This is a genomic window from Sinomonas notoginsengisoli, assembly GCF_021554725.1.
Classification (GTDB): Bacteria; Actinomycetota; Actinomycetes; order Actinomycetales; family Micrococcaceae; genus Sinomonas; species Sinomonas notoginsengisoli.
This window is the reverse complement of the sequence record NZ_JAIZDP010000010.1, coordinates 38,117-60,112: the sequence shown is the minus strand read 5'-3', so window position 1 is coordinate 60,112 and position 21,996 is coordinate 38,117. Positions and strand designations below refer to the sequence as shown.

23 protein-coding genes and 1 pseudogene are annotated in these 21,996 nt (G+C 66.8%); 17 read left to right on the top strand and 7 right to left on the bottom strand.

The genetic code is table 11. From position 1 onward, the window contains the following. Positions 1-17: 17 nt before the first annotated feature. Both LF262_RS14245 and LF262_RS14240 read right to left on the bottom strand, forming a co-directional pair. Complete coding sequence (locus LF262_RS14245; protein ID WP_235781063.1) at positions 18-1,418, bottom strand: sodium:solute symporter family protein; 1,401 nt, start codon at positions 1,416-1,418, stop codon at positions 18-20. Between the two features lie 693 nt (positions 1,419-2,111). Further along, the gene (locus tag LF262_RS14240) at positions 2,112-3,017 is read right to left on the bottom strand and encodes a PaaX family transcriptional regulator (protein ID WP_235781062.1); all 906 of its coding nucleotides are present in this window, start codon (positions 3,015-3,017) and stop codon (positions 2,112-2,114) included. Positions 3,018-3,180: 163 nt separating this feature from the next. Here LF262_RS14240 and LF262_RS14235 point away from each other — a divergent pair, with 163 nt between their 5' ends. From LF262_RS14235 to LF262_RS14225, 3 genes and pseudogenes are all read left to right on the top strand, one after another. Next, on the top strand, positions 3,181-4,521 hold the full coding sequence (locus LF262_RS14235) for an MFS transporter (RefSeq protein ID WP_235781061.1): 1,341 nt from the start codon (positions 3,181-3,183) through the stop codon (positions 4,519-4,521). Further along, the gene (locus LF262_RS14230) at positions 4,521-6,266 is read left to right on the top strand and encodes a CocE/NonD family hydrolase (RefSeq protein ID WP_235781060.1); all 1,746 of its coding nucleotides are present in this window, start codon (positions 4,521-4,523) and stop codon (positions 6,264-6,266) included. Before LF262_RS14235 ends, LF262_RS14230 begins: the two co-directional genes overlap by 1 nt. Next, positions 6,263-6,739, top strand: a pseudogene (locus LF262_RS14225) (DUF3237 domain-containing protein). Before LF262_RS14230 ends, LF262_RS14225 begins: the two are co-directional and overlap by 4 nt. A 69-nt stretch (positions 6,740-6,808) precedes the next feature. Here LF262_RS14225 and LF262_RS14220 read toward each other — a convergent pair. Further along, positions 6,809-7,171 (bottom strand): hypothetical protein, encoded by a 363-nt coding sequence (locus LF262_RS14220; RefSeq protein WP_235781059.1) that lies wholly within the window; start codon positions 7,169-7,171, stop codon positions 6,809-6,811. Between the two features lie 192 nt (positions 7,172-7,363). On the opposite strand from LF262_RS14220, the gene LF262_RS14215 reads away from it, so the two are divergent. From LF262_RS14215 to LF262_RS14155, 13 genes are all read left to right on the top strand, one after another. Then, positions 7,364-7,813, top strand: coding sequence for an Asp23/Gls24 family envelope stress response protein (locus tag LF262_RS14215; RefSeq protein ID WP_235781101.1), 450 nt, complete (start codon positions 7,364-7,366; stop codon positions 7,811-7,813). Next, the gene (locus tag LF262_RS14210; protein WP_235781058.1) at positions 7,810-8,001 is read left to right on the top strand and encodes a hypothetical protein; all 192 of its coding nucleotides are present in this window, start codon (positions 7,810-7,812) and stop codon (positions 7,999-8,001) included. The genes LF262_RS14215 and LF262_RS14210 overlap by 4 nt, the downstream gene beginning before the upstream one ends. 74 nt (positions 8,002-8,075) lie before the next feature. Beyond that, entirely contained in the window at positions 8,076-8,447 is a 372-nt protein-coding gene (locus LF262_RS14205) for a hypothetical protein (protein ID WP_235781057.1), read from the top strand. Then, a complete protein-coding gene (locus LF262_RS17145; RefSeq protein ID WP_235781056.1) occupies positions 8,440-9,066 on the top strand; it encodes a DUF6286 domain-containing protein in 627 nt (208 codons plus the stop codon). Before LF262_RS14205 ends, LF262_RS17145 begins: the two co-directional genes overlap by 8 nt. After that, complete coding sequence (locus LF262_RS14195) at positions 9,063-9,707, top strand: hypothetical protein (protein WP_235781055.1); 645 nt, start codon at positions 9,063-9,065, stop codon at positions 9,705-9,707. The genes LF262_RS17145 and LF262_RS14195 overlap by 4 nt, the downstream gene beginning before the upstream one ends. Positions 9,708-10,316: 609 nt before the next feature. Further along, entirely contained in the window at positions 10,317-11,612 is a 1,296-nt protein-coding gene (locus LF262_RS14190; protein ID WP_235781054.1) for an ABC transporter substrate-binding protein, read from the top strand. Positions 11,613-11,708: 96 nt separating this feature from the next. After that, positions 11,709-12,716, top strand: a complete 1,008-nt coding sequence (locus LF262_RS14185) for a carbohydrate ABC transporter permease (RefSeq protein WP_372462783.1) — start codon at positions 11,709-11,711, stop codon at positions 12,714-12,716. Position 12,717: 1 nt separating this feature from the next. After that, entirely contained in the window at positions 12,718-13,599 is an 882-nt protein-coding gene (locus LF262_RS14180) for a carbohydrate ABC transporter permease (RefSeq protein ID WP_235781053.1), read from the top strand. Further along, positions 13,596-13,871, top strand: a complete 276-nt coding sequence (locus LF262_RS14175; RefSeq protein WP_235781052.1) for a hypothetical protein — start codon at positions 13,596-13,598, stop codon at positions 13,869-13,871. The genes LF262_RS14180 and LF262_RS14175 overlap by 4 nt, the downstream gene beginning before the upstream one ends. Before the next feature lie 43 nt (positions 13,872-13,914). Beyond that, the gene (locus tag LF262_RS14170) at positions 13,915-14,928 is read left to right on the top strand and encodes a LacI family DNA-binding transcriptional regulator (RefSeq protein WP_235781051.1); all 1,014 of its coding nucleotides are present in this window, start codon (positions 13,915-13,917) and stop codon (positions 14,926-14,928) included. A gap of 138 nt (positions 14,929-15,066) precedes the next feature. Beyond that, positions 15,067-15,960 (top strand): hypothetical protein, encoded by an 894-nt coding sequence (locus tag LF262_RS14165; protein WP_235781050.1) that lies wholly within the window; start codon positions 15,067-15,069, stop codon positions 15,958-15,960. 137 nt (positions 15,961-16,097) lie between these two features. Further along, positions 16,098-16,505 carry a phage holin family protein gene (locus LF262_RS14160; protein WP_235781099.1) on the top strand — a complete coding sequence of 136 codons (408 nt, stop codon included), beginning with the start codon at positions 16,098-16,100 and terminating at the stop codon, positions 16,503-16,505. Next, positions 16,502-17,077 carry a DUF3618 domain-containing protein gene (locus LF262_RS14155; protein WP_235781049.1) on the top strand — a complete coding sequence of 192 codons (576 nt, stop codon included), beginning with the start codon at positions 16,502-16,504 and terminating at the stop codon, positions 17,075-17,077. Before LF262_RS14160 ends, LF262_RS14155 begins: the two co-directional genes overlap by 4 nt. 24 nt (positions 17,078-17,101) lie before the next feature. On the opposite strand, the gene LF262_RS14150 is transcribed toward LF262_RS14155, so the two are convergent. The 4 genes from LF262_RS14150 to LF262_RS14135 form a co-directional block, all read right to left on the bottom strand. Continuing rightward, complete coding sequence (locus LF262_RS14150) at positions 17,102-17,935, bottom strand: DUF8083 family protein (RefSeq protein WP_235781048.1); 834 nt, start codon at positions 17,933-17,935, stop codon at positions 17,102-17,104. Positions 17,936-17,975: 40 nt separating this feature from the next. Next, on the bottom strand, positions 17,976-18,788 hold the full coding sequence (locus tag LF262_RS14145) for an exodeoxyribonuclease III (protein WP_235781047.1): 813 nt from the start codon (positions 18,786-18,788) through the stop codon (positions 17,976-17,978). A 77-nt stretch (positions 18,789-18,865) separates the two neighbouring features. Then, the gene (nadE, locus tag LF262_RS14140; protein WP_235781046.1) at positions 18,866-19,711 is read right to left on the bottom strand and encodes an NAD(+) synthase; all 846 of its coding nucleotides are present in this window, start codon (positions 19,709-19,711) and stop codon (positions 18,866-18,868) included. A 50-nt stretch (positions 19,712-19,761) separates the two neighbouring features. Next, positions 19,762-20,550 carry a FadR/GntR family transcriptional regulator gene (locus LF262_RS14135; protein WP_235781045.1) on the bottom strand — a complete coding sequence of 263 codons (789 nt, stop codon included), beginning with the start codon at positions 20,548-20,550 and terminating at the stop codon, positions 19,762-19,764. A gap of 133 nt (positions 20,551-20,683) precedes the next feature. On the opposite strand from LF262_RS14135, the gene LF262_RS14130 reads away from it, so the two are divergent. Further along, positions 20,684-21,979 carry an ABC transporter substrate-binding protein gene (locus tag LF262_RS14130; RefSeq protein WP_235781044.1) on the top strand — a complete coding sequence of 432 codons (1,296 nt, stop codon included), beginning with the start codon at positions 20,684-20,686 and terminating at the stop codon, positions 21,977-21,979. Positions 21,980-21,996 lie beyond the last annotated feature (17 nt).

Genomic DNA, 21,996 nt, shown 5'->3' with positions numbered 1-21,996 from the left:
GCATTCGAGGCGGTCGCCTATGCCTCCGTGGCGTGAGCCCTTGCTGCCTCGGGCTGCGATCCGCGCACCAGGTGACCGATGGTCATCACCACGAGCGGCGTGGCGACAGCGATGTAGGCGTTGTCCACGCCGAACGGGTCACCGGCCAGAAACCAGCCGATTGTGGCGGGGACGGCCAGGATGATCGACCACATGGCCGCCTTCTTGCTGCCGTAGCTCGGCTTGAAGAACATCAGCACGACGAGCACCGCCAAGGAGGCGCGGAGGGACTTGGCCAGGAAGGTGACCGACAGGATGTCGCTGGCGTAGAGCGCCAGCAGGATGGGGATCACACCGGCAGCGAAGGTGGCGATCCGAAGGAAGACGAGGTCCTTGCGGTCGTCACCGCTGCGGTTGAAGTACGGACGGTAGAAGTCACGCATCATCAGCGTCGATGTGCCGAGGATCAGCGCCGCGATGCTGCCCAGGATCGCGCCGGTGAGGCCGCACATCACGAAACCGGTCGCCACAGGGTCCATGTCCACGGCAAGCGCCGGCAGGGCGTCGATGGATTTGATCTTCGGGTACAGGATCGTGCTGCACATGCCCACCACCGCGGCGAGGATGCCGAACGGGATCAGCAGCAGCGCGGAGTAGAAGGACGCCTGTTGGGCCCGCTGGGGTGAGTCGACGTTGACGACGGCCTGGACGACGTACTGCGTGGCGAAGATCGCGCCGATCCCGGCGATCAGCCAGGCGACGATTTGTGCCCAGCCAACACCGTCGAGTGAGAAGGCGGTTGCTGGGAGTTTCCTGCTGAGCTGGTCCAGGCCCCCGACACGGTGCAGACCCACAAAGACCAGCAGCGCGACGGTGCCCAGCTTCAGGAGCGCGTGGAGGACGTTGGTGTACACGACTGAACGCATGCCGCCAATGACCACGTACAAGGTGGCGAGCACGCCGATGATGACCGTGGCCCAACTCTGGCTGATGTCTAGTAGCTCGTGCAGGATCGCGCCGCCGGCAGCGTAGATCGCGACCGCCACGATGAGCAGGGCGACCGTCATCAGAACCGACGTCGCAAGCCTGGTGCCGTCGCCGTACGTGTGCGCCAGTGCACCGGAGATGGTGTTGTGACCGAGTTTTCTGAACCGCTTGGCGATGAACAGTCCGAACAGCACGAACCCGATCGCGAGTGCGACAACGTTCCAGGCGGCGGAGATTCCGACCTTGTACGCGGCCTGGGCGGTGCCGATGGTGGCGGATGTGCCGATGAACTCGGACATCAGCAGGAAGCCGATGAGGAAGGCGGGGAAGGACTTCCCGCCGTTGGTGAAGCCCTCGGCAGTCTTCGACGACCTTCGAACGACGTAGCTGATCCCTGCCAGCAAAGCCATGTAGCCAGCCACCATCACCAGCACCACCCACACAGAACTCATTGCGTCATCTCCTAGAACCGGAATCTCAGCGGTACGTTACGAAAAGTGCGGTCGCAGTATGGAGTGGATCGTACGAAACAGATGATCGCAACAGTAGAATAGGCTCGGAAGAGGTGTCAACGACCAGTTTCGAAAGGCGCCCGTGCAGCTGTGCCGGCTCCGCTAGGTGCTGGCAGTCGCCGAGCACGAGAGGTTCTACGAGGCCGCCCCGGCCCTTTTCCTGTCCCAGCCGTCGCTTGTGGGTTCAGGTCCTTGGGGTGCTAGTCGGAGCTGTCCAGGAGCGCCAGCCGCATGCTCTCCATGGCAGTGGTGGGCAGATCTATTGGCCATCACTTGGCAGTTCTGCTGGCCATCAGGTGCCCTGGGGGAGAAGAGTCATGTGACGCCTCCCAGGCAGATCGGTCCCTCGCGGTGGCCAGAAATGGAGCGGGTAATCGTCCAGCAGCCTGCTGGAGTATTGGGCGCCCCTTGCATTCGCCGGCGTCGCGGACGGGTCGCTGTCCTATCGGCCGGCGACCTCCGCGGGTGCCCCTTTGGCGTCGGCGGACGGCCGTGCATAACGTTGAGCGCCTGTAGCGGCTGTGTAGCGGCGGGGGTTCCCGTCGTCCTCCGCGTGATCACCGGGATGTAGCGGTGTAGCGGCGTAGCGGGTGAACGTGGGATCGGGAGGTGCCGGGTTCCTCTTCGTGTCGCTCACGGCTTCGACGGGACGACGACGCCGGCTCGTGCCTCTGGCGCGAGCTCGCCGAGGACCTCGAGGACATGGCGTTCGGCGAGTGGAGCGGTTGCCTCGAAGACAGCGACGTATGCCTCCCGGGCGCGCAGGAGCGGCCAGTCCTCGGGCAGGAGTTCGTAGGGCATTCCGGGATCGTTCCATGGGAACGCGCGCCAGTCGTCCAGGACCTCGATCCGGGCCCGGAAACCTTCCCGCAGCGCAAGCCTTCCCGCGCGGAGATGGCGGAGGCGTTCCTCGGTTGCGTCGGCAAACTCCTCGTAGCGCCGCGGCAGCTCCGTCATGTCGACAATGGCGGGGCGGCGGCCCTCGAAGGCGTCGTCCTCGACCCGGAAGGCCATGAAATCCTCAACGCCATAGCCCTCGGCAATTTCCTGAACCTGTTCCCGGCGCTCCCGAGGCGAGAACCAGAGTGCGTCGTAGACAGGCGCGAAGCCGAGCCACTTTAGGCGGGCGCGGAAGGCCTCGCGGACGTCGCGCGACTTCTCGGGGATGGAGAACGCGACTGCTGTCCAGCGCCGGTCCCATGCCACGCTCGGATCGCCGAACTGGGCAACCTGAGCCGTGCCGATCACAAGCCTGGCCCGGGCGGCTGCGGTGAAGCGATAGCGCGAAGCCCTTCCGCCGCCGTCGTTCTCGAGGACCCCCCGTGTGCTGAGTCGGCTCAGAGCTGTCGTGACCGCAGACCGGGTCAGCCCGATGTCTTCCGCGAGGCGGACGATCGCGCGAGTGGGGAGCCATAGGTCTGTGTACCGCCAGAACTCGGCGAGCATCGTGACGAGGAGGTGCTGACTCGTGCCCCCTCGCTGGGGTCTCGGGAAGTCGACCGCGGCCGCACCGGCCCGCGCGTCTCCGTCGTAGCGCACGAGGCCATCTTCTCAGCCCGAAAAAACTTTGCATATTTATTGACGTACGCCGTACTTAACGCAAACATAGAACTGCCGAGTGGCGCACGCCACAGAATGGACAGACGACGAGGTCAACGGGAGCGCGCTCGGCCCTACCCGCCCCAACACCAGGAGTTCCGCAATGACCGCTGGTTTCGACACGACGGCCTCTGCCGTCGTCGCGCCGCCCGGACGCCACGCCCGAAAGGCGGCCGTCGCAAGTTTCGTCGGCAGCACGCTCGAGTACTACGACTTCTTCATCTACGGATCGGCCTCGGCGCTAGTCTTCAACAAGATCTTCTTCCCGGGGATCGACCCGCTCCTTGGACAGTTCCTGTCCATGGCGACGCTCGGGATCGGCTACGTGGTGCGTCCATTGGCAGCGGCGTTCATCGGCCACTTCGGCGACCGCGTCGGGCGGAAGCAGATGCTCGTCTTCACGCTGGTCTCCATGGGTCTGGCGACGTTCCTCATCGGCTGCCTGCCGCCGACGGCCATGATCGGCGCGGCCGCGCCCGTGATCCTCGTGCTCCTGCGGGTGCTCCAGGACATCTCGGCCGCGGGCGAGTCGGTCGGTGCCGTCACGCTCTCCCTCGAGCACGCGCCCTCGCGCCGTCGCGCCTTCTTCGCGAGCTGGGTCAACACCGGCGCTGCGGCCGGCATCATGCTTGCCTCGATCGCGTTCCTGCTGGTCTCGTTCATGCCACAGGACGACCTGCTCGCGTGGGGCTGGCGCATTCCGTTCCTCGCGAGCTTCATCGTCGCCGCCGCTGGGTTCGTCATCCGCCGCCGCGTCCCCGAGGCAGAGGTGTTCGAGCAAGTCCGCGAAATCGGAGAAACGAAGTCCGAACTTCCGCTCAAGGTCGTCTTCCGCGACTACTGGCCCACCATCATCAAGGTCATCTTCTTCGGTGTCTGGGCCGTCGTCTCCACGATCGTCTCAGCATTCAGCCTCTCGTACGCCACGAATGGCCACCTCGTCTCGAGCAGCATCATGCTCGCCACCACGATCGTCACAGCGGGCCTCGGCATCATCGCGCAGCCCCTGTTCGGCATCCTCGCCGACCGGATCGGCCGCAAGCCCGTCTTCATCGTGGGCAACGTGATCTGCGCCGCGGCCATCTTCGCCTACTTCTGGTCGATCTCGGAGAAGAACGTCCCGCTCGTCTTCTTCACCTCGATCCTCGTCATGGTGGCTGGCTACGGCATGGTCAACCCTCTCGGTCCGGCCATCGTGGCCGAGATGTTCCCGACCCGCATCCGCTACTCGGGTGCGGCGATCTCATCCCAGCTCGGGCTCATCGTGACCGGCTTCGCGCCCACCATCGCCGCCGCCGTTGTGCGTCCGGGCCCAGATGGATGGGTTCCGGTTGCGGTCTTCACAGCAATCTGCTGCGGTATCTCTGCACTCGTCACCCTCATCTGGGTCCGCGAGACCTACAAGATCGACACCGATGAGCTTGGCAAGAAGGCTGTTCGCTGATGCACAACGTCCTGATTGAAAACGACGTTGAGACGCCGCTCAGCGACGGCACCATCCTTCGTTCGACGGTGTACCGGCCCTCCGCCGAAGGCGAGCGCTTCCCGGTTCTCATGACCCGCACCCCGTACGGCCGCGACCTCTCCGTCAACTCGGCCTACTTCAACCCCGCCACGGTCGCAGCTGCCGGCTTCGTCGTCATCCTCCAGGACGTGCGCGGACGCTTCGGCTCCGACGGCGTGTTCAGCCCGAGCGAGCAGGAAGCGGACGACGGCGCCGAGGCCGTGGAGTGGGCGGCGAGCCTTCCGTACTCCACCGGGAAGGTGGGGATGTGGGGCCGCTCCTATTTCGGGGAGACCCAGTGGCGTGCCGCACGTCGCAGTCCGCGCGGCCTGCATGCGTTGGCCCCAGGGGTCTGTGCCGCCGGCAACGCGGACAACGGTGCCCTCTTCCGAGGAGGGGCATTCGAGCTCGGCTCGAGGCTGGGCTGGGGCCACGGCTCGAACTCGCTCGAGACGATTCGCCGCGAGTTCGCCTCGGATCCTGCCCGGATGCAGTGCGAGCTCGAGGCGTGGAGGGAACTCGATGCCTCATTCGCCGACGGTTCCGCTTACGGCACCCTCCCGCTCAACGATCTCAAGTCCCGTGCAAGCACGTTCATGCAGGCCTATGTCATCCCCCCCATGGGTGAGGACCCGGGCGGCGAAATCTCGGAGGCCTGGAACTGGCCAAGCTCCAAGCCCGTCGCGCTGCCCACCCTGAACATCGGGGGATGGTTCGACATCTTCCTGCCGAATACGCTGGGCCAGTACCGGGTTCAGGTCGAGGCGTCGCGTCGGGATCCCTCCGTCCCGCAGCCCCGCCTCATCCTCGGGCCATGGAGCCACACCAACTACACGGGCACCTTCCCCGACTCGGTGTTCCCCGGTGGGTCCGCTGCAGCCGTTGGACCGTACGGGGACCTCTCATTCCTTCACGCCGAGTGGTTCAGCCACGTCCTGCACGACGGTCCCGAGCCCACGTTCCCGCAGGTCCTCGTGTACGTCATGGGCGAGAACCGCTGGCGGGGCTTCGACGAACTGCCCGATCCGGGCCGGCGCGTGGAGCTGTACCTCGGTGCGGACGGTTCCCTCGGCCGGGAGGGCGGCGCTGAAGGATCGGTCGACTACGACTACGACCCGCTCGACCCGGTGCCCACCGCCGGAGGCAACACCATGCACCTCGGTCCCGACTACTCCGGGCCTGCCGAGCAGTCGGGGGTCGAGGCCCGCGATGACGTGCTCGTCTTCACGACCGAGCCGTTGACCGAGCCGCTCACCGTCTTCGGCGACGTGACTGCGACGCTGTTCGCGGCGTCATCGGCCGTTGACACCGACTTCGTGATCCGGCTCTGCAGGGTGAGCCCAGACGGCCGTTCGATGGGGCTCACCGACGGAATCGTGCGCGCGTCCTGGCGCGACGCGTGCGCAGGCGACGGCGTCTTCCGCGCCGGCGCGCCGCGGCGCCCGCTCACGCCCGGCCAGGTTGAGGAATTCACCATCAGCCTCTGGTCCACAGCGTGCACCTTCAAGCCCGGCGACCGCATCCGCGTCCAGGTGACATCGAGCTGCCACCCGCGCTGGGACCGAAGCCTCAACACGGGTGCCAAGGCGCTCGACTCGTCGGACACCCTGGTGGCACATCAGCAGGTGCACTTCGGTGGAGGCGCGCCGAGCCGCATCACCCTTGGGGTACTGTCCTGGGCATGACCTCGAATCCGGTCCCACAGGCGCCTGCCCTCGAATACGTCGGAACCCTCTCGGTGCTCATCGCGGAGCCGATCGACGTTGGGCCCACTCCGGAAGGCCACCGCCGGATCATCGGGATCACAGGCGGAACCGTCACCGGCCCGCGCCTCACGGGCCGCATCCTGGCGGGCGGGGCGGACTTCCAGACCCTCCACTCGCCCGAGCTCAGCTAACTTGAGGCGCGCTATGCGATCGAGACGGAGGACGGCGCTATCATCTCGGTGGACAACGCCGCCCTCCGCTCAGGGAGCCCTGAGGCCATGGCCCGCCTTGTCCGTGGCGAGGAAGTGGCGCCTTCCGAGATCTACTTCCGCTGCGCCGTGCGCCTGCGGACCTCCTCGCCGGCCTGGGATTGGGTCAACCGCACCCTGTTCGTCGGCAGGGGCGAGCGGTACCCCGACCGGGTCGTCATTCACCTCTTCTCGATGGGTTGAGCCGGCCCGACTCGGCGACGGCGAGCAGCCCGAGGATCGGTGAACCAACCTCCCGCTCGAGCTCGTCCGTCACGCAGACCATGACCGCAGGGTCAGCAGCAGGAGGCGAGCGCCGTCGTCGTGCGCTCCGGCTTCGAAGCTGAAGAGGAGCGCTCCGCCGGCGTCGACCGGATCGACCAGATCGGGCGTTTTGGCCTCGCGCAACAGCACGAGCACCTCACGGCCACGCGCCGGGGGCTTCCGGAGCAGCACGTTGACGGTTCCCGGGCGACGGTCGAGCGGCGCGGTGAGGACGAATCCCTCGAGCAGACGGAGCTGCTCCCCGTCGAAGAGTTCGAGGACCTCGGGCGGGACGGGCTCGGGCGGCAGCGGGCCGACGTGCCAACCGCCTCCGGCGGATGCCTCTCCCATGGGACCTGCTGGAACGGTCACGATGTTCCCCTTCACTGTGTGCGAGGCTCCCCAGCCAGGCCCATCCGTGAGAGTTCTTGTGTGCCATGCTGTCACAGGCGCGCGTGCCGGGCCAGTGCCGGTTGGCCGTACTAAGGTGGTGCCCAACTAATGTGGTGCCCGTAGGTGCAGCAGGCGGAAGGGGACGGCACGGTGACCCAACAACCAGGCGCCATGGGGGAGGGGCCCGCGCACGCCGCCGGATACCCCCAAGTGCGCGGCACCGAGAATCCCGCGGCGACCGGGCGGACGGTCGTCCATGAGGCCGCCGTTGCCAAGGTCGCTGCCGCAGCAGCCCGCGAGGTGCCCGGCGTGCACTCGCTCGGCACGGCACCGTCCCGCGCGCTCGGGGCCATCCGCGATGCCGTAGTCCAGACGCCGAGCGACCACGCCGCCGGTGTCCGTGCAGAAGTCGGGCAGGAGCAGGCCGCCGTCGACATCACGCTCGTGGCGGAGTACGGCGTTCCACTGCAGCAGCTGGCAGATGCAGTCCGGGCGGCGGTGTACCGTGCGGTCGAGGGGCTGACCGGGCTGACGGTCATCGAAGTCAACGTCGAGATCACCGATGTCTTCATCGGGGAGGCACGTCAGGGCGTCAGGCAGCCCGGAATCGAGGTGCAGTGAATCTGGTCGTCGTAGGCATCGGTGTGGGGGCGTTCCTCGCGTTCATGTCCTTCCAGTTCGGTGTGTGGGGCTTCCTTGGGTCCCTCGTGTTCATGTTTGTCGGCGCAGTCCTCGGCCGTGCCGCCGAGGGGCGCCTCGATCTACGGAGCGTCTGGGAGGCTCTGCTCGGGCGGCGATCCTCCTCGTGAACTCGCTCCCCGGCCCCGAAGGCGACCCGCACTCGGTTCCCCCACCGCCGTCGCACGAGCCTCGAGCAGAGCGAATGCACGCGGGGCTCAACCGCGTGAGCACGGAGGCGCTGACCATCCTCGCCAAGGTTGCTGCCGCGGTTGAGTTGGGCGTCCGGCCCTCGGACGTTCGGGCGGACTGGACGGACGACGCCGGCCTGCTCGCCCTCCGCCTCACGGCGCCCGTTGCCATTCCGCCGCTGGCAGATGTGGTGGGGCCCGACGATCTCCACGTGTGGGGTGGGAGCGTGTGGGAACGCTCGGCGTCAGCCAAAGGGCGCATCCTCGAGTCCGTCTCGAGACTCAGTGGGGCGACGCTCTCGCGAGTGGACCTCCGTATCTCCGGGGTTCGGGTCGGACGCCCCATCGCGGCGTTCGCACCGGCGGGGGAGCCAGGCCGTGGCTGAGAGGTCCGCAACCCAGGTCCCAGGTGCCATCAGGCCGGGCGCATCCGAGCACGGACTCGAATCTGCCGTGCGCCGCGAGACGAGTTCCTCGCGTGCCTACGTGGCGGGTCTCGTCGCCCTTGCCGTGGCCATCGGATGTGCGTACGTGCTCCTGGAATCCACGCTCCAGGCGTTCGGCCAGCCAGCGTGGCTCGTCGACCCCGAAACCGCCGCCCGAAGAGTGGCGGGCCTGCCCGAGGGAGTCAACCGCGGTCTGCTTGGGCTCATCGGCGGCGTGATCGCCATGGTGGGCCTCTTCCTGGTCGTCCTTGCGCTCACACCAGGACGGCGGGGGAGGCGATCGCTGCCCGGCCGTCGGATCGCCGTCGTGGTCGACGACGAGGTGCTCGCCTCCACGCTCGCCCGCCGGGCGCGCGCAGCGGCACTCGTGCGCCCGGAGCAGGTCACCGTGGTGATCACCGAGCGCGAGGCGATCGTCATTGTCCGGCCCACGTCGGGCATCCCCGTCCGGGCCGAGGATGTGCTGACGGCCACCGAGGACGAACTCATGCGGCTGCGACCGGCGCCGTATCCGCAGCTGCGCGTGCGTGTCGAGGGAGCGGGGGTGGTCGGGGCGTGAATGGCACCCCGCGGGCGCTCAACCGAGTTCTCATCTTCCTTTTCGGGCTCGCCGTCCTGATGGCGGGCGCCCTGCTCGTACTGCTGGCAACCATCCCCTTCATCGCCGTGTGGTGGCATGGATGGGCGCCCTCCGCCGCGGAAGCGGTGGGCACGGTGTTCGAGGGGTCCCGGGTTGCCGGAACGAGGGTGTCCTGGCTGTGGCTGCTCCTGACGCTCGCCGCCATCGTCATCGAGCTCCTCATGGTCTGGTGGGTCGCGCAGCAGGGGAAAGGCCGCCGGGACCTCGTAGCCTCGACCGGTCCGGACGGCGGTGCCGGGCCGGGCGGGGAGTTCACCCTCGGCGAGGCGCCGGGGCGGGTGAGCATCGCCGCTGCAGCAGTCGAACAGGCTGTCCGAACGGCTCTCGCGCCACGCAAGGACGTGCTCGGCAGCAGCGTTGTCGCGCTGGATTTCGAGGGACGGACGTCCCTGCGGGTGAGGCTGGTGGCGCGTCAGGGCGCCGATCCCGGCGCCATCGCCGCGGACGTCGAGCGGATAGTCAGCGGACTTGAACTCGTCATGGGCTTCTCGGCACCCGTGCTTGTGCACATCACCTCGGGTGCACGTGCAAGGTTCAGCCGGGCCGAGCGCGTCCGCTGACTCGGCCACCTTGAACCAACCTGGGCAGCCGCCTACGTTGAGTGCATGGGGAGCATTCTCGCCCACCCCAGTGCGGCCCTGACCGGCCAGGACAGGAGGTAGAGGAATGAGCGAGGGCAACAACGGCGCCGCCGACGGTGCGAAGGACGGCTTCGGCGCCGCGATGGACAAGGGCAAGGAGTTCGCAGCGGAGGCTGCCGAGAACGTAAGGACTTCGCCTCGGGTGCTGCCGAGAACGTCAAGGAGTTCTTCTCGGGTGACGTCGGCCAGCACGCTAAGGACCTCGTCGAGGACGTGACCGAGAACGTCAAGGGCCTCGGCGGCAAGATCACCGAGATCTTCACGGGGGACAAGCCGGAGTAGTCGGTCTGTCTCGGCTCAGAGCATGCTGCAGGGTGCTCCTCTTGGGGGGTGCCCTGCACGTGGATTCTGGTGCCCTGGTACCGGGTGCTGGGGAGAAGGTCACGGGGAGGAAACGATCTGCGTAAGCGCTTGCACTCCGAGCAACCCCGCACCTAGTGTGAGGTCCACCACACAACATTGGGGCGGCAATGCGGCACCGGGTGGATCCGGCCGAGCATGCCTCCTCGACCGATACAGGAGTCGAGCATGAGAAACCGCAAGTTCTCCAGGTATTCCTCTCCTCTCGCGGTGGCTAGCGTCCTAGCCCTGGCACTCTCGGCCTGCAGCGGCGGGTCCAGTGGAGGGGGCGGGGGAAGCGCTGGCGGAGGGGACGCGGGCAGCAACGTCGACGGCCGCGGACCGATCACCTACGTTCAGGGCAAGGACAACTCCAACGTCGTCCAGCCGATGGTCGACAAGTGGAACTCCTCCCATCCGAATGAGAAGGTCACGTTCAAGGAGCAGTCGGACTCCGCCGACCAGCAGCACGACGACCTCGTCCAGCACTTCCAGGCGAAGGACGCTAACTACGACGTGGTCGACGTCGACGTCGTCTGGACGGCCGAGTTCGCGGCCAAGGGCTGGCTTCAGCCCCTCAAGGACAAGATGACCATCGACACGAACGGGATGCTGCCCGCGACGGTCAAGACTGCCACCTACGGTGGCACGCTCTACGCAGCCCCCCAGTCCTCTGACGGTGGTCTGCTTTACTACCGCAAGGATCTGGTGCCCACTCCGCCCAAGACGTGGGACGAGATGATGGGCATGTGCTCGACCGCGAAGAAGAACAATATGGGCTGCTACGCAGGCCAGTTCCAGAAGTACGAGGGCCTGACGGTCAACGCCTCTGAGGCCATCAACACGTGGGGCGGCAAGGTCGTCGATGATTCGGGCAAGGCCACCGTGAACTCGCCCGAGTCCAAGGCGGGCCTGAACAAGCTCGTGGAGGCCTTCAAGAGCGGCAATATCGCGCCGGAGGCTATCACCTACAAGGAAGAAGACAGCCGTACCGCCTTCCAGGACGGCAAGCTCCTCTTCCTCCGCAACTGGCCCTACGTGTACAACATCGCGTCCAAGACTGATGGCTCGTCCAAGGTTGCGGACAAGTTCGGCGTCGCCCCGCTTCCGGGCAAGGACGGCCCCGGTGCCTCGTCGCTCGGTGGCCACAACGCCGCCGTGAGCGTCTACTCCAAGAACAAGGCGACGGCCTTGGACTTCCTGAAGTTCATGACCAGCGCTGAGCAGCAGAAGGCGTTCGCGCTCCAGGGCTCGCTGGCTCCGGTGCTCTCGAACCTCTACTCGGATTCAGCGCTCACGAGCAAGCTCCCATACCTGCCGACCCTGCTGACGTCGATCCAGAACGCGGTCCCGCGCCCGGTCAGCCCGTTCTACCCGGCTGTCACGAAGGCCATCCAGGACAACTCCTACTCGGCCCTCAAGGGCGAGAAGTCCGTGGACCAGGCCCTGAGCGACATGCAGTCGGCCATCTCCGCGGCCAAGTAGCCCTCGGGATGGCCTGGCGTCCCCGCGGCGCCGGGCCATCCCCTTCCCTCCCCATAGGGGAGAAATCCCTCCGGACAGGGGAGAACAGGAGTCATCATGTCCACTGAGGTCCCTTCACGCTCCACAGAGCAGACCGCACCGACGACGGTGCACCACATGCCCAAGCGGGAGAGCGCCGACCGCAAGCTGGTCACGCAGGGGCGCTGGGCCTATACGCTCCTGCTGCCGACGCTTATCCTCCTGGCGATTGTGATCATCTACCCGGTGGTCAACGCCATCATCATGTCCTTCCAGAAGGACGAGACCCTCAACGCGAGCACAGGACTCTTCGAGGCCGGCGGTCCCGCCGGTGTCGACAACTACACCAATTGGCTCCTCCAGCAGTGCGGCGGCCAGGCCTGCCCAGCGGGAACTCTCGGCGCCCAGTTCTGGAACTCGATGAGCACGACCTTCTTCTTCGCGATCGTCACCGTGGTCCTCGAGACCGTGATCGGATTCTGGATGGCCGTCATCATGGCGCGCTCCTTCCGCGGGCGTAGTGCGGTCCGCGCCGCCGTCCTCGTGCCGTGGGCCATCCCGACTGCAGTGACAGCGAAGCTGTGGTTCTTCATCTTCGCCTTCGACGGCATCGCCAACAAGGTCTTCGGCACCCAGATCCTCTGGACCGGTTCTGAATGGCCAGCCAAGTGGGCGATCATCATCTCGGACGTCTGGAAGACCACGCCGTTCATGGCCCTCCTGATCCTCGCGGGTCTGCAGCTCATCCCGGACGAGGTCTATGAGGCCGCGAAGGTGGACGGTGCCAATGCGTGGCAGCGATTCACGCAGATCACGCTCCCGCTGGTCAAGCCGGCACTCATGGTGGCGATCCTGTTCCGCGCCCTCGACGCGCTGCGCATGTTCGACCTGCCGTACATCATGACGCAGGGCGCCAACAACACCTCGACACTCTCGATCCTCGTGGTCGACCAGATCCGCCAAGGCTTCAACAGCGCCGCCGCGCTCTCGACGATCACCTTCATCGTGATCTTCATCGTGGCGTTCATCTTCGTCCGCTTCCTCGGCGCGAACGCCGTGGCAGCCACCTCGTCGGGAAGGAAGTGACATGGCCGCCACCGCCACACTCCCGCGCACGGCGACAGTGTCCGAGCGCCGTCGCAAGTTTGACTGGGGGCAGGTCCGCACCTATATCTCCGCGGCGATCATCCTCGTCTGGTGCCTCCTGCCGGCCTACTGGATGATCGTCACGGCCTTCCGGGACACCGCCTTCACGTTCGACCCGTCGTTCTGGCCCACGCATGTCACATGGGACAACTTCGCGACGGTGTTCGATGAGAACCGCGGCAACCACTTCGGCCGGAACCTCCTCAACAGCCTGCTCGTCGCGGGCGTGACCACGATTGTCGCCCTCGTGGTCGGCGTCTTCGCCGCCTACGCGCTCGCGCGGCTGAACTTCCGGTTCAAGTTCGCGGTCATGGGCTTCATCCTCGGCGCCTCGATGTTCCCGGGCGTCGCGATCGTGACGCCGCTGTTCCAGCTGTTCACGAACATCGGCTGGATGGGCAGCTACCAGGCGCTCATCATCCCGAACATCTCGTTCGTGCTTCCGCTGACGGTGTACACCCTGACCTCCTTCTTCCGCGAGATGCCGTGGGAGCTCGAGGAATCCGCGCGCATCGACGGCTGCACCCAGGGCCAGGCGTTCCGGAAGGTGATCCTCCCGCTCGCCGCACCGGCCACGTTCACGACGGCGATCCTCGCCTTCATCTCGGCCTGGAACGAGTTCCTGATCGCGAGCCAGCTGTCCTCGGACGCGACGCGTACGGTGACCGTGGCGATCGCGTTCTTCGCGGGCGCCCAGCCGCACCAGGAGCCGTACACCGCCGTCATGGCAGCCGGAACGATCGTCACCGTCCCGTTGGTGATCCTCGTCCTGGTGTTCCAGCGCAAGATCGTCGCGGGCCTCACCGCCGGCGCGGTCAAATGATCAATCCGAAGGATCCGATGTCCGTGGGAGGGGCGGCCTACCGCCGCTCCTCCCGGCATCGGAAGGCGGTAGTCGAGCAGTTCGAGATCTTCATGGGCTTCTTGGCCTTCTGGGGTCTCATCCTTCTGGGCCTCACAGTCTGGCTCGAGGTCACCGGACAATTCGCGCTCGGATGGGCGCTCGGCCTGCTCGCAGTGGTGCTCGCAATGGTGGGGATATGGGCGTTGAGACTTAAGGTGCTGCGCGGGGAACGGGACGAGAACAAAGACTGAGAAGGCCCGGGCCGCCGAAGGAGACGGTCCATTAGGGGAGGCCATGGTAGGGATCGAGGAGGTCGCGGCGGCCGCGGGCGTCTCGACGGCCACAGTATCGCGGGCCATTCGCGGCCTCCCACGCGTCTCCCCGGCTACGCGGGCAAGAATCCTCGCCAAGGCCGAGGAACTGGGGTACGTGCCGTCCTCCGCCGCGTCCCGTCTTGCTACCGGCAAGACGCGCACGGTCGGCGTCCTTGCCCCGTACGTGGACCGGTGGTTCTTCGGAAAGGCGATCGCCGGCGTCGACCGTGAACTGCACGGGCGCGGCTACAACCTCTCCCTGTTCAATCTCGGCGGCCGGTCCGCGCCCCGGGAACGGCTGTTCAGCCGCTCCATGGTACACAAGCAGATCGACGCGCTCCTGCTGCTGTGCATGTACCTTTATCCCGAGGAAGTCGAAGACCTGCATGAGATCGACATGCCCCTCGTGGTGGTGGGAGGTCCGGTGGCGGGCATCGCGACCGTCGGGATCGATGACTACCAGGCTGCGCGGACTATCACGGAGCACCTGATCGGCCTCGGCCACCGGCACATCGCACTCCTGCACGGCAGCGACGACCTTGAGCTGAACTTCTCCGTTCCGAAGATCCGAGTGGAGGGATTCCACGACGCGGTGCACGCCGCGGACCTGGAGATTGACCCCGACGCGGTCTTCTTCGGCAACTTCACGGTGGCCAGCGGGGCTGAGGCTCTGCGCCGCTTCCTGACGCTCCCCGAGCCGAGGCCCACGGCCATGGTGTGCGCATCGGACGAGATGGCCCTCGGAGTCCTCTTCGAGGCCCGCCGGCATGGACTCCGCGTGCCCGAAGACCTTTCGATCGTGGGGATTGACGGCCACGAGATGGGCGCATGCGCCGGTCTCACCACCGTGTGGCAGGACCCAACGGGCCAGGCACGCCGCGGGACTCAAATGCTCCTGGCGGAGCTCGGCGGCGAGGTAGGCGCGGTGCACAGCGAAGTGGCCGAACAGAGGCTCGTCGTCCGGGAGACCACCGCCCCGCCCGCCGCGTTCTAGCCGCGTTCTCGAGCACTCGCGTGGCGCTCGAGCGGGCTCGGGCATCCATTTGCCGCCGTTTCGTGTAATACACGCGCTCGTGGGTAACGGTCCACAGTCAGCAGCTGGACCGAGTGACAAGCGCGAAAGGAATACACGATGAGCGAATTTCTGCCCCGCGGCACCAGCCAGCCGCAGCAGTCCGGAACGTCGGCAACAGTGAAGGACGAGGCACGCGGCGTCGCCGGCGATGCGGCCAGTTCGGCCCAGGCGGTCGGCGGCGTCGCCAAGGACGAGGCGGCCAATGTCGCCGGCGAGACCAAGTCGCAGATCAGCGATCTGATGGCCCAAAGCCGGGACGAGGTGAAGGATCAGGCCGCGCATCAGCAGGCCCGGGCAGCGGAAGGCCTGCGCGCCATTCACCGCCAGCTCCACTCGATGGCTTCGAACAGCGAGGAACAGGGAGTAGGCACGGACCTGGTCAGGCGGGCCGCCAGCCGTACCGGGGCCTTCGCGGAATGGCTCGACCAGCGCGACCCCGGTTCGGTCCTCCAGGAAGTGAAGTCGTACGCAAGGCGCAGGCCGGGGATGTTCTTGGCAATCGCGGCCGGTGCGGGACTTCTTGCCGGACGCCTGAGTCGATCGCTCGCTGCCGGGCAGGATGACCGCACGCAGGGCGCGATCCCGCCGCGGCCGGCCAATGAGCCGTCGTCAACTCCCACCCCGTACACCGCGGGCGCCGGGTACTCCGCCGACGCGAGTGAGCGGCTCGGAACTGGCGTACCGCAGGCAAATCCCGCGGCTGGCACCGTTCCTCCTGGCACCGTTCCCGGCGGCACAGCTGGTGCTGGCTTCGCCGGACCGGGCGGCACTGCTGGCACGGTCGGCACCGGCGGTACTCACGAGAGCAGGCCGGCGGTAGAGAACACGGATCTCGAGGGGATCTTGGGCGCCGACGGTTCCCGCCCTAGCCACGTGAGGGAGGATGAGTCGGGCCTGACGGGCCAGAGCGCTGTACCACCCCTGGATGAGAAATGGGAGGGCCGGCGATGAGCCACACTCCGGGCTACGGCGCCCCCGAGCCCCAACCGGGTACTTTGCCCGGCCACGCGTCCGGGCCCGGCGCCTATCAAGGAGAGGACGGCTATGCGCGCGCAGCCGCCGCTGGGGTAGCGCCGCCCGCGACCGGGGTGCCGCCAGCCGAGGAGAAGGCCACCAATACGTCCTTGGGCAACCTTGTGGGCGATGTGGCGGCCGACCTCTCGACCCTGATGCGCCAGGAGCTCGAGCTCGCGAAGGCGGAGCTGCGAGAGACAGGCTCCCGCGTGGGCAAGGGGGCCGGGATGTATGGAGGGGCAGGCGTTGCCGGTCACTTCGTCCTCCTGTTCCTCTCGCTGGCGCTCTGGTGGGCCTTGGGCTTCTACCTTGTGGGACTTGGCTGGTCCGCCGTGATCGTCGCCGTTATCTGGGGCATCATCGCAGCCGTCCTCGCCATGAGGGCGAAGAAGGAGCTGGAGGCCGCCAAGGGCCTGCCCCGAACAACTGAGTCCGTGAAGAAGATTCCCGAATCCCTTAAACCTAGTGAGGAGCCACGATGAGCCAGAACCCCGACGCCATCCGATCCGACATTGAACGCACCCGTGAGCGACTGGGCTACGACGTCGACGCCGTCGCGGACAAGGTCAGTCCCTCGCACATTGCCCACCGGCAGGGCGAGAGGATCAAAGGTGCAGTGTCCGACATGAAGGAGAAGGTCATGGGCTCGGCCGATGACGCCGCTGGTTCCATGGAATCAGCTACCCACAGGGTCGGAGATGCAGTGGACAATACGCAGCGTCGTGTGGTCCGGAAAACGCAGGGCAACCCGCTCGCAGCAGGGCTGGTCGCGTTCGGCACCGGGCTCCTCGTCGCCTCACTCTTCCCGCCGAGCGAGAAGGAACAGGAGCTCGCCCAGACGCTCCAGGAGAAGGCCGAGCCTCTCAAGGAGGAGCTCTCCGCGGCCGCCTCGCACGTGGCATCCCAGCTCAAGGAGCCGGCCCGGGAGGCCGTGGAGTCCGTGAAGCAGACGGCCACAGAGGGAGTGGAGTCGGTCAAGGGCGAGGCCCAGAACCAGAGCTCATCGGTTCAGGACCGTGTGCAGGAAGCGAAGCGGAACGTCAGCGAAAGCTGATCACTGCTCCGTCTGCCAGCTGGGTCAAGAAGCTCGGGCCAGCTGACGGATGGGGATCCAGCGTGACGCGAGCCTGCGATACGCGGCCGCCGCGCCCGTCATGTCCCCTTCTGCGAGGCACTCGATGCCGAGCAGCACATCGGTGGGCGACTCGTCGGGGAAGACGCGGTCAGCAACGCTGCCGTAGTCCAGTTCAACAACCGAGTCCGGATTGAACTCCTCGAGCCATTCAGTGAGGGACGTGAGCTCGTCGAGGAGGTTCATCTCGGGGGCCGCGAGGGCGAGGTTGGCCACCGCGAAGCGCGCCCGGCTGATGGCCTTGGCCCACGTAACGGTCATCCGGACGGTCACGAGGTGGTCGTTCTCTTCGACCACCTCGGTCGGATCGCCCTCATGGAACAGCACGAACCAGCTGAAGGGGATACCCCACAGTGATTCGCGCGTGCTGATCCGGGGCGTGCCCGACTCCTCGGCGAGCCGGTCCACCCGCTCCTGATGGCGGGCCCGTGCGCTCTCCGGCAACAGGACGGATGCGAGGGGAGCCGGCGCCGTCGTGAGTACCGACTCCGCGGCCAGGCCCGAGCGCAGTATGAGCTGCGACGGGCAATAGAGCGTGCGGCCCTCTACAGTGAGAGTCCGGGTGAACTCGTCGCGGCCGTCCGGGAAGGGGTCGCCGGAGGGCCGGACGATCCGCAGCAGGGCGTCCTCGGCCTCGGCCTTGTCGAGCGCCGCACGCCCGTCGCCGGACAGCCCCCGTTCGATCCGCTCCCTTTCCTCGGACGTGAAGGCCGAGAGCGGCTCGTAGACTCGCAGCTGCGACGTGAGGGGACGCCCCGCACGGCCGTGCCCCGCGCTCATCCCGGCCCGCTCCCCGAGGAGGCCGTACGCCGCCCGCGGATCACCAAGCGTCCATCAGGTCCACGACCACGGGCGCGTGGTCCGAAGCGCCCTTGCCCTTGCGCTCCTCACGGTCGATCATCGCGCCCGTGACACGCGAGGCGAGAGCTGGCGAGCCGAGTACGAAGTCGATGCGCATACCCTCCTTTTTCGGGAACCGCAGCTGCGTGTAGTCCCAGTAGGTGTAGACGCCCGGGCCTGGCGTGTAGGGCCGGACCACGTCCGTATAGCCCGAGGCCTCGAACGCCCGGAAGGCCTCCCGTTCGGGCTCGCTCACGTGCGTGAACCCTCCAGTGCGGAAGAGCTCGATGTCCCAGACATCCTCGTCCTTCGGGGCGATGTTCCAGTCCCCGACGAGCGCGATCTCGGCGCCCGGATCCTGCGCGAGCCATTCGGCCGCGTGGCCATTGAGGATCTTGAGCCACTCGAGCTTGTACGGCATGTGCTCGTCATCGAGCGCGCGGCCGTTCGGGACGTAGAGGCTCCACACGCGTACGCCACCGCAGGTGGCGGCGATCGCCCGTGCCTCCTGAGCCAGGTTCTCGCCGTTCTTCCCGAACGAGGGCTGGTCCGGAAAGGTCCGCTCGACCTGGTCGAGCCCAACGCGCGAGACGATCGCGACGCCGTTCCACTGGCTCACGCCGAAATGTGCCACCTCATAGCCGTTGCGCTCAAACAGTTCCCACGGGAAGTTCTCGTCCTTGCACTTGGTCTCCTGGATTGCGAGCACGTCCACCTCACTGCGCAGGAGCCAGTTCTCAACGCGGTCGGCGCGGGCACGGAGGGAGTTGACGTTCCAGGTAGCAAGCTTCACGCCGCCCACGCTATCAACCGCACAGCGAGTAGGCACCGTGCGGTGCCTACTCGCTGCGATGTGAGGGTGCGGGATCGCTACTTCGACCAGCTCGTGGCCTGTTCACGCCACCACGTGTCGAAGAGGGTCACCGGAGTGGCGCGCTTGTGGCGGGTGATCAGGTACCGGTACTCGATGGACTCCGCGACCTCGTCCGAGACGGCGCGTCCCTCGAGGTAGTCGTCGATGTCGTTGTAGGTGATCCCGAGCTCGTGCTCATCCGTGCGTCCCGGCTGGAGGTCGAGGAGATCCGCCGTCGGGATCTTCTGCCACACTTGCTCCGGGGCGCCCAGATGCTGGAGCAGCGCCCGGTTCTGGCGCTTGTCGAGCCCGAAGAGCGGAAGGATGTCGGCACCGCCGTCGCCGTACTTCGTGAAGAAGCCCGTCACGGACTCGGCGCCGTGGTCTGTGCCGACCACGAGGAGGTTCCGTTCGCCGGCGATCATGTACTGGGCTACCATGCGGGCGCGGGCCTTGGTGTTGCCGCGGACGAAGTCACTCAGCTCGTCGTCGCACGAGCGCTCGTACTCGGACTCGAACCCGTCCACGGCGGCCTTGACGTTGAACGTCCGGGTGGACTTCGGCTGGATGAAGCGGAGGGCTGCCTGGGCGTCCTCCTCGTCGTGCTGGGCCCCGTGGGGAAGGCGGACAGCCACGAAGTCCGCCTCGACGCCGTCGTCGGCAAGCGACTCGACGGCGAGCTGCGCGAGCCGGCCCGCGAGCGAGGAGTCGAGCCCTCCACTGACGCCGAGGACGAAGCCCTTGGAGCCGGTCGCCCGGAGGTAGTCCTTGAGGAACGCGACGCGGGCCTCGACCTCCGCCGCGGGGTCGATCTCGGGCTTGACGCCCATCTCCTCGATGATCTTCGCCTGGAGTTCGCGCATGGGCCTAGCCTAGACCAGCCGTCGGGCCGCGACACGGTGGCGCGACGAGGTCAGGTCGCCTCCCACATGTGGGCCATCTCCACGAGCGACTGCTCCACGATCTTCTCCATCCCAGCACGCGCCGCGGTTCCGTCGCCGCGTTGGATCGCCGCGGCCACGTCCATGTGCCATTCCAGCGCTGCATGGTCCGGCAGCTGCGGCATGAGCCCGTACTGGACCCGCCCTTCGAGGACCTCCTGGGTGAGGAGGTGGAGCTTGCCGATCATCCGGTTGCCGCTGGCGGCGAGCACCCTGTGATGGAAGGACACATCGAGCTCCAGGAACGTCTGCTGCCGCCCCGTCTTCCCCGCCGCCCACATGGCGGCCGCGAGCCGGACAATCTCCTCCCGCTCGGCGTCGCCGGCGCGCTCGGCGGCCAGCAGCGCGGCGAGGGGCTCGACGGCGCTGCGCAGCTCGGTCAGCTCGCGCAGCTGCGCGAGCCGGGCGGGCGAGACCAGCTTCCACCGGATCACCTGCGGGTTGAAGGCATCCCATGACTCCTCGGGCAGCACTACGGTGCCCACGCGGCGCCTTGCCTCGACGAGGCCCAGAGAGGCAAGCACGCGGAGCACCTCGCGCACGAGCGTGCGCGAAATTCCGTACTGCGCCTCGAGCTCGTCGGAGTTCAGAACAAACGACGGCGGGAGCTCGCCGGAGCAGATTCCCGCGCCGAGGGCGTCGAGGATCTGGGTGTGGCGCCGGGACGCCTTGACGCCCACGACGGCAAGGGGGCCTGCCGCAAGACTCGGCCGCTCGCCGTCGTCCGCGGTGGCAGTGTGCAGCCCCGTCGCATGCGCCATGGAAGAGATCATACTGTGAACTGCGCAACTCTTGAATACGTAGTACTTGTGGCTTAGTCTCCATGCTGAGATCTGACGTAAAGGGGCGTCAGGCGCGGGTCGTCGAGGCGATCCGGGAGATTGGAGTTCAACGGTGAAGGTTCAGTCATTCATGCGGGCGGCGGCGGTCGCCGCCATCGCGAGTCTCGGGCTCGCGGCCTGCGGTTCGGGAGACAACGGTGGGGGCGGGAGCAGCGATGCTGCCGGCCCGCTGCGCGTCACTCTGGCCAACCACGTGTGGACAGAGCAGATCAAGGCAGCCATCCCGGAGTTCGAGAAGGAGACCGGCGTCAAGATCGAGCTCACCCAGCTCGGCGAGGACCAGCTCTCGGACCAGTACAATGTCAAGCTCAACGCGGGCAGCGAGGACATCGACGTGATGATGTACCGGCCCCTCCAGGAGGGAAAGCTCTTCGCGAAGAACAAGTACCTCGCAGACCTCTCGGACAACGTCAAGAAGGACTCGTCCTGGGACTGGAACGACTTCCAACAGAACACCGTGGCGGCGACGACCGCTGATGGCAAGGTGGTCGGCGTGCCGATCATCACCGAACGCGAGGTCCTCTACTACCGCAAGGACCTCCTGACGGCCGCGGGCATCAGCGTGCCGAAGAGCATGGACGAGCTCAAGGATGCCGCAGCCAAGATCAAGGCCTCCAACCCTGACACGGCCGGCTTCGTGGCCCGCACGGGCAAGTCCACCGCGGTGACCCAGTTCTCGAGCTTCCTGTACAGCTTCGGCGGCGACTTCAAGAAGGACGGCAAGGCCTCGGTCAACACGGACGAGGCCAAGAAGGCCTACGCCTTCTACGGTGGCCTCATCAAGGACTCCGGCCCGGCAAACGTCTCCACCGACATGAGCTGGCCCGAGGCGATGGCGATCTTCACACAGGGCAAGGCTGCGTTCTACACGGAGGCCGACTCGCTCTACAAGAACGCCACCGACCCAGCAAAGTCCAAGGTCGCGGACAAGGTCGGCTTCGCGCCACTCCCTGCCGGCCCCGCAGGCGCCAAGCCGTACAACATCCCGTCCTGGGCGCTCGGCATCAATGACGCGTCCAAGCACAAGGGAAATGCATGGAAGTTCGTGCAATGGGCTACGTCCAAGGAGCGCACGCTCGCCACGCAGAAGGCAGGCGTTCCGGGCGCCCGCACGTCGGTGTGGTCCAGCCCGGACGGCATCTCGACCTACCCGAAGGACCTCGCCGACGCGATCACCGTCAGCGCCAAGAACGGCGTGGGCCATGACCGGCCCGAGGTCGTATCGGTGAGCAAGGCCCGCGAGATCGTCGGCGCCCCCATCGTCGCCTCGATCACCGGCGCCGACTCCGCGAAGGCCGCCGACCAGGCACAGTCCGACTTCTCGAAGTTCCTCGAGTCGGACAAGTAGCCGCACCGATCCGCCGG

Excerpts from the sequence above, each read along its gene's own strand:
- LF262_RS14245 (WP_235781063.1), bottom strand. The coding sequence starts at position 1,418 with ATGAGTTCTGTGTGGGTGGTGCTGGTGATGGTGGCTGGCTACATGGCT.
- LF262_RS14235 (WP_235781061.1), top strand. The coding sequence starts at position 3,181 with ATGACCGCTGGTTTCGACACGACGGCCTCTGCCGTCGTCGCGCCGCCC.
- LF262_RS14230 (WP_235781060.1), top strand. The coding sequence starts at position 4,521 with ATGCACAACGTCCTGATTGAAAACGACGTTGAGACGCCGCTCAGCGAC.
- LF262_RS14215 (WP_235781101.1), top strand. The coding sequence starts at position 7,364 with ATGGGGGAGGGGCCCGCGCACGCCGCCGGATACCCCCAAGTGCGCGGC.
- LF262_RS14205 (WP_235781057.1), top strand. The coding sequence starts at position 8,076 with ATGCACGCGGGGCTCAACCGCGTGAGCACGGAGGCGCTGACCATCCTC.
- LF262_RS14190 (WP_235781054.1), top strand. The coding sequence starts at position 10,317 with ATGAGAAACCGCAAGTTCTCCAGGTATTCCTCTCCTCTCGCGGTGGCT.
- LF262_RS14185 (WP_372462783.1), top strand. The coding sequence starts at position 11,709 with ATGTCCACTGAGGTCCCTTCACGCTCCACAGAGCAGACCGCACCGACG.
- LF262_RS14180 (WP_235781053.1), top strand. The coding sequence starts at position 12,718 with ATGGCCGCCACCGCCACACTCCCGCGCACGGCGACAGTGTCCGAGCGC.
- LF262_RS14175 (WP_235781052.1), top strand. The coding sequence starts at position 13,596 with ATGATCAATCCGAAGGATCCGATGTCCGTGGGAGGGGCGGCCTACCGC.
- LF262_RS14170 (WP_235781051.1), top strand. The coding sequence starts at position 13,915 with ATGGTAGGGATCGAGGAGGTCGCGGCGGCCGCGGGCGTCTCGACGGCC.
- LF262_RS14165 (WP_235781050.1), top strand. The coding sequence starts at position 15,067 with ATGAGCGAATTTCTGCCCCGCGGCACCAGCCAGCCGCAGCAGTCCGGA.
- LF262_RS14155 (WP_235781049.1), top strand. The coding sequence starts at position 16,502 with ATGAGCCAGAACCCCGACGCCATCCGATCCGACATTGAACGCACCCGT.
- LF262_RS14150 (WP_235781048.1), bottom strand. The coding sequence starts at position 17,935 with ATGAGCGCGGGGCACGGCCGTGCGGGGCGTCCCCTCACGTCGCAGCTG.
- nadE (WP_235781046.1), bottom strand. The coding sequence starts at position 19,711 with ATGCGCGAACTCCAGGCGAAGATCATCGAGGAGATGGGCGTCAAGCCC.
- LF262_RS14135 (WP_235781045.1), bottom strand. The coding sequence starts at position 20,550 with ATGGCGCATGCGACGGGGCTGCACACTGCCACCGCGGACGACGGCGAG.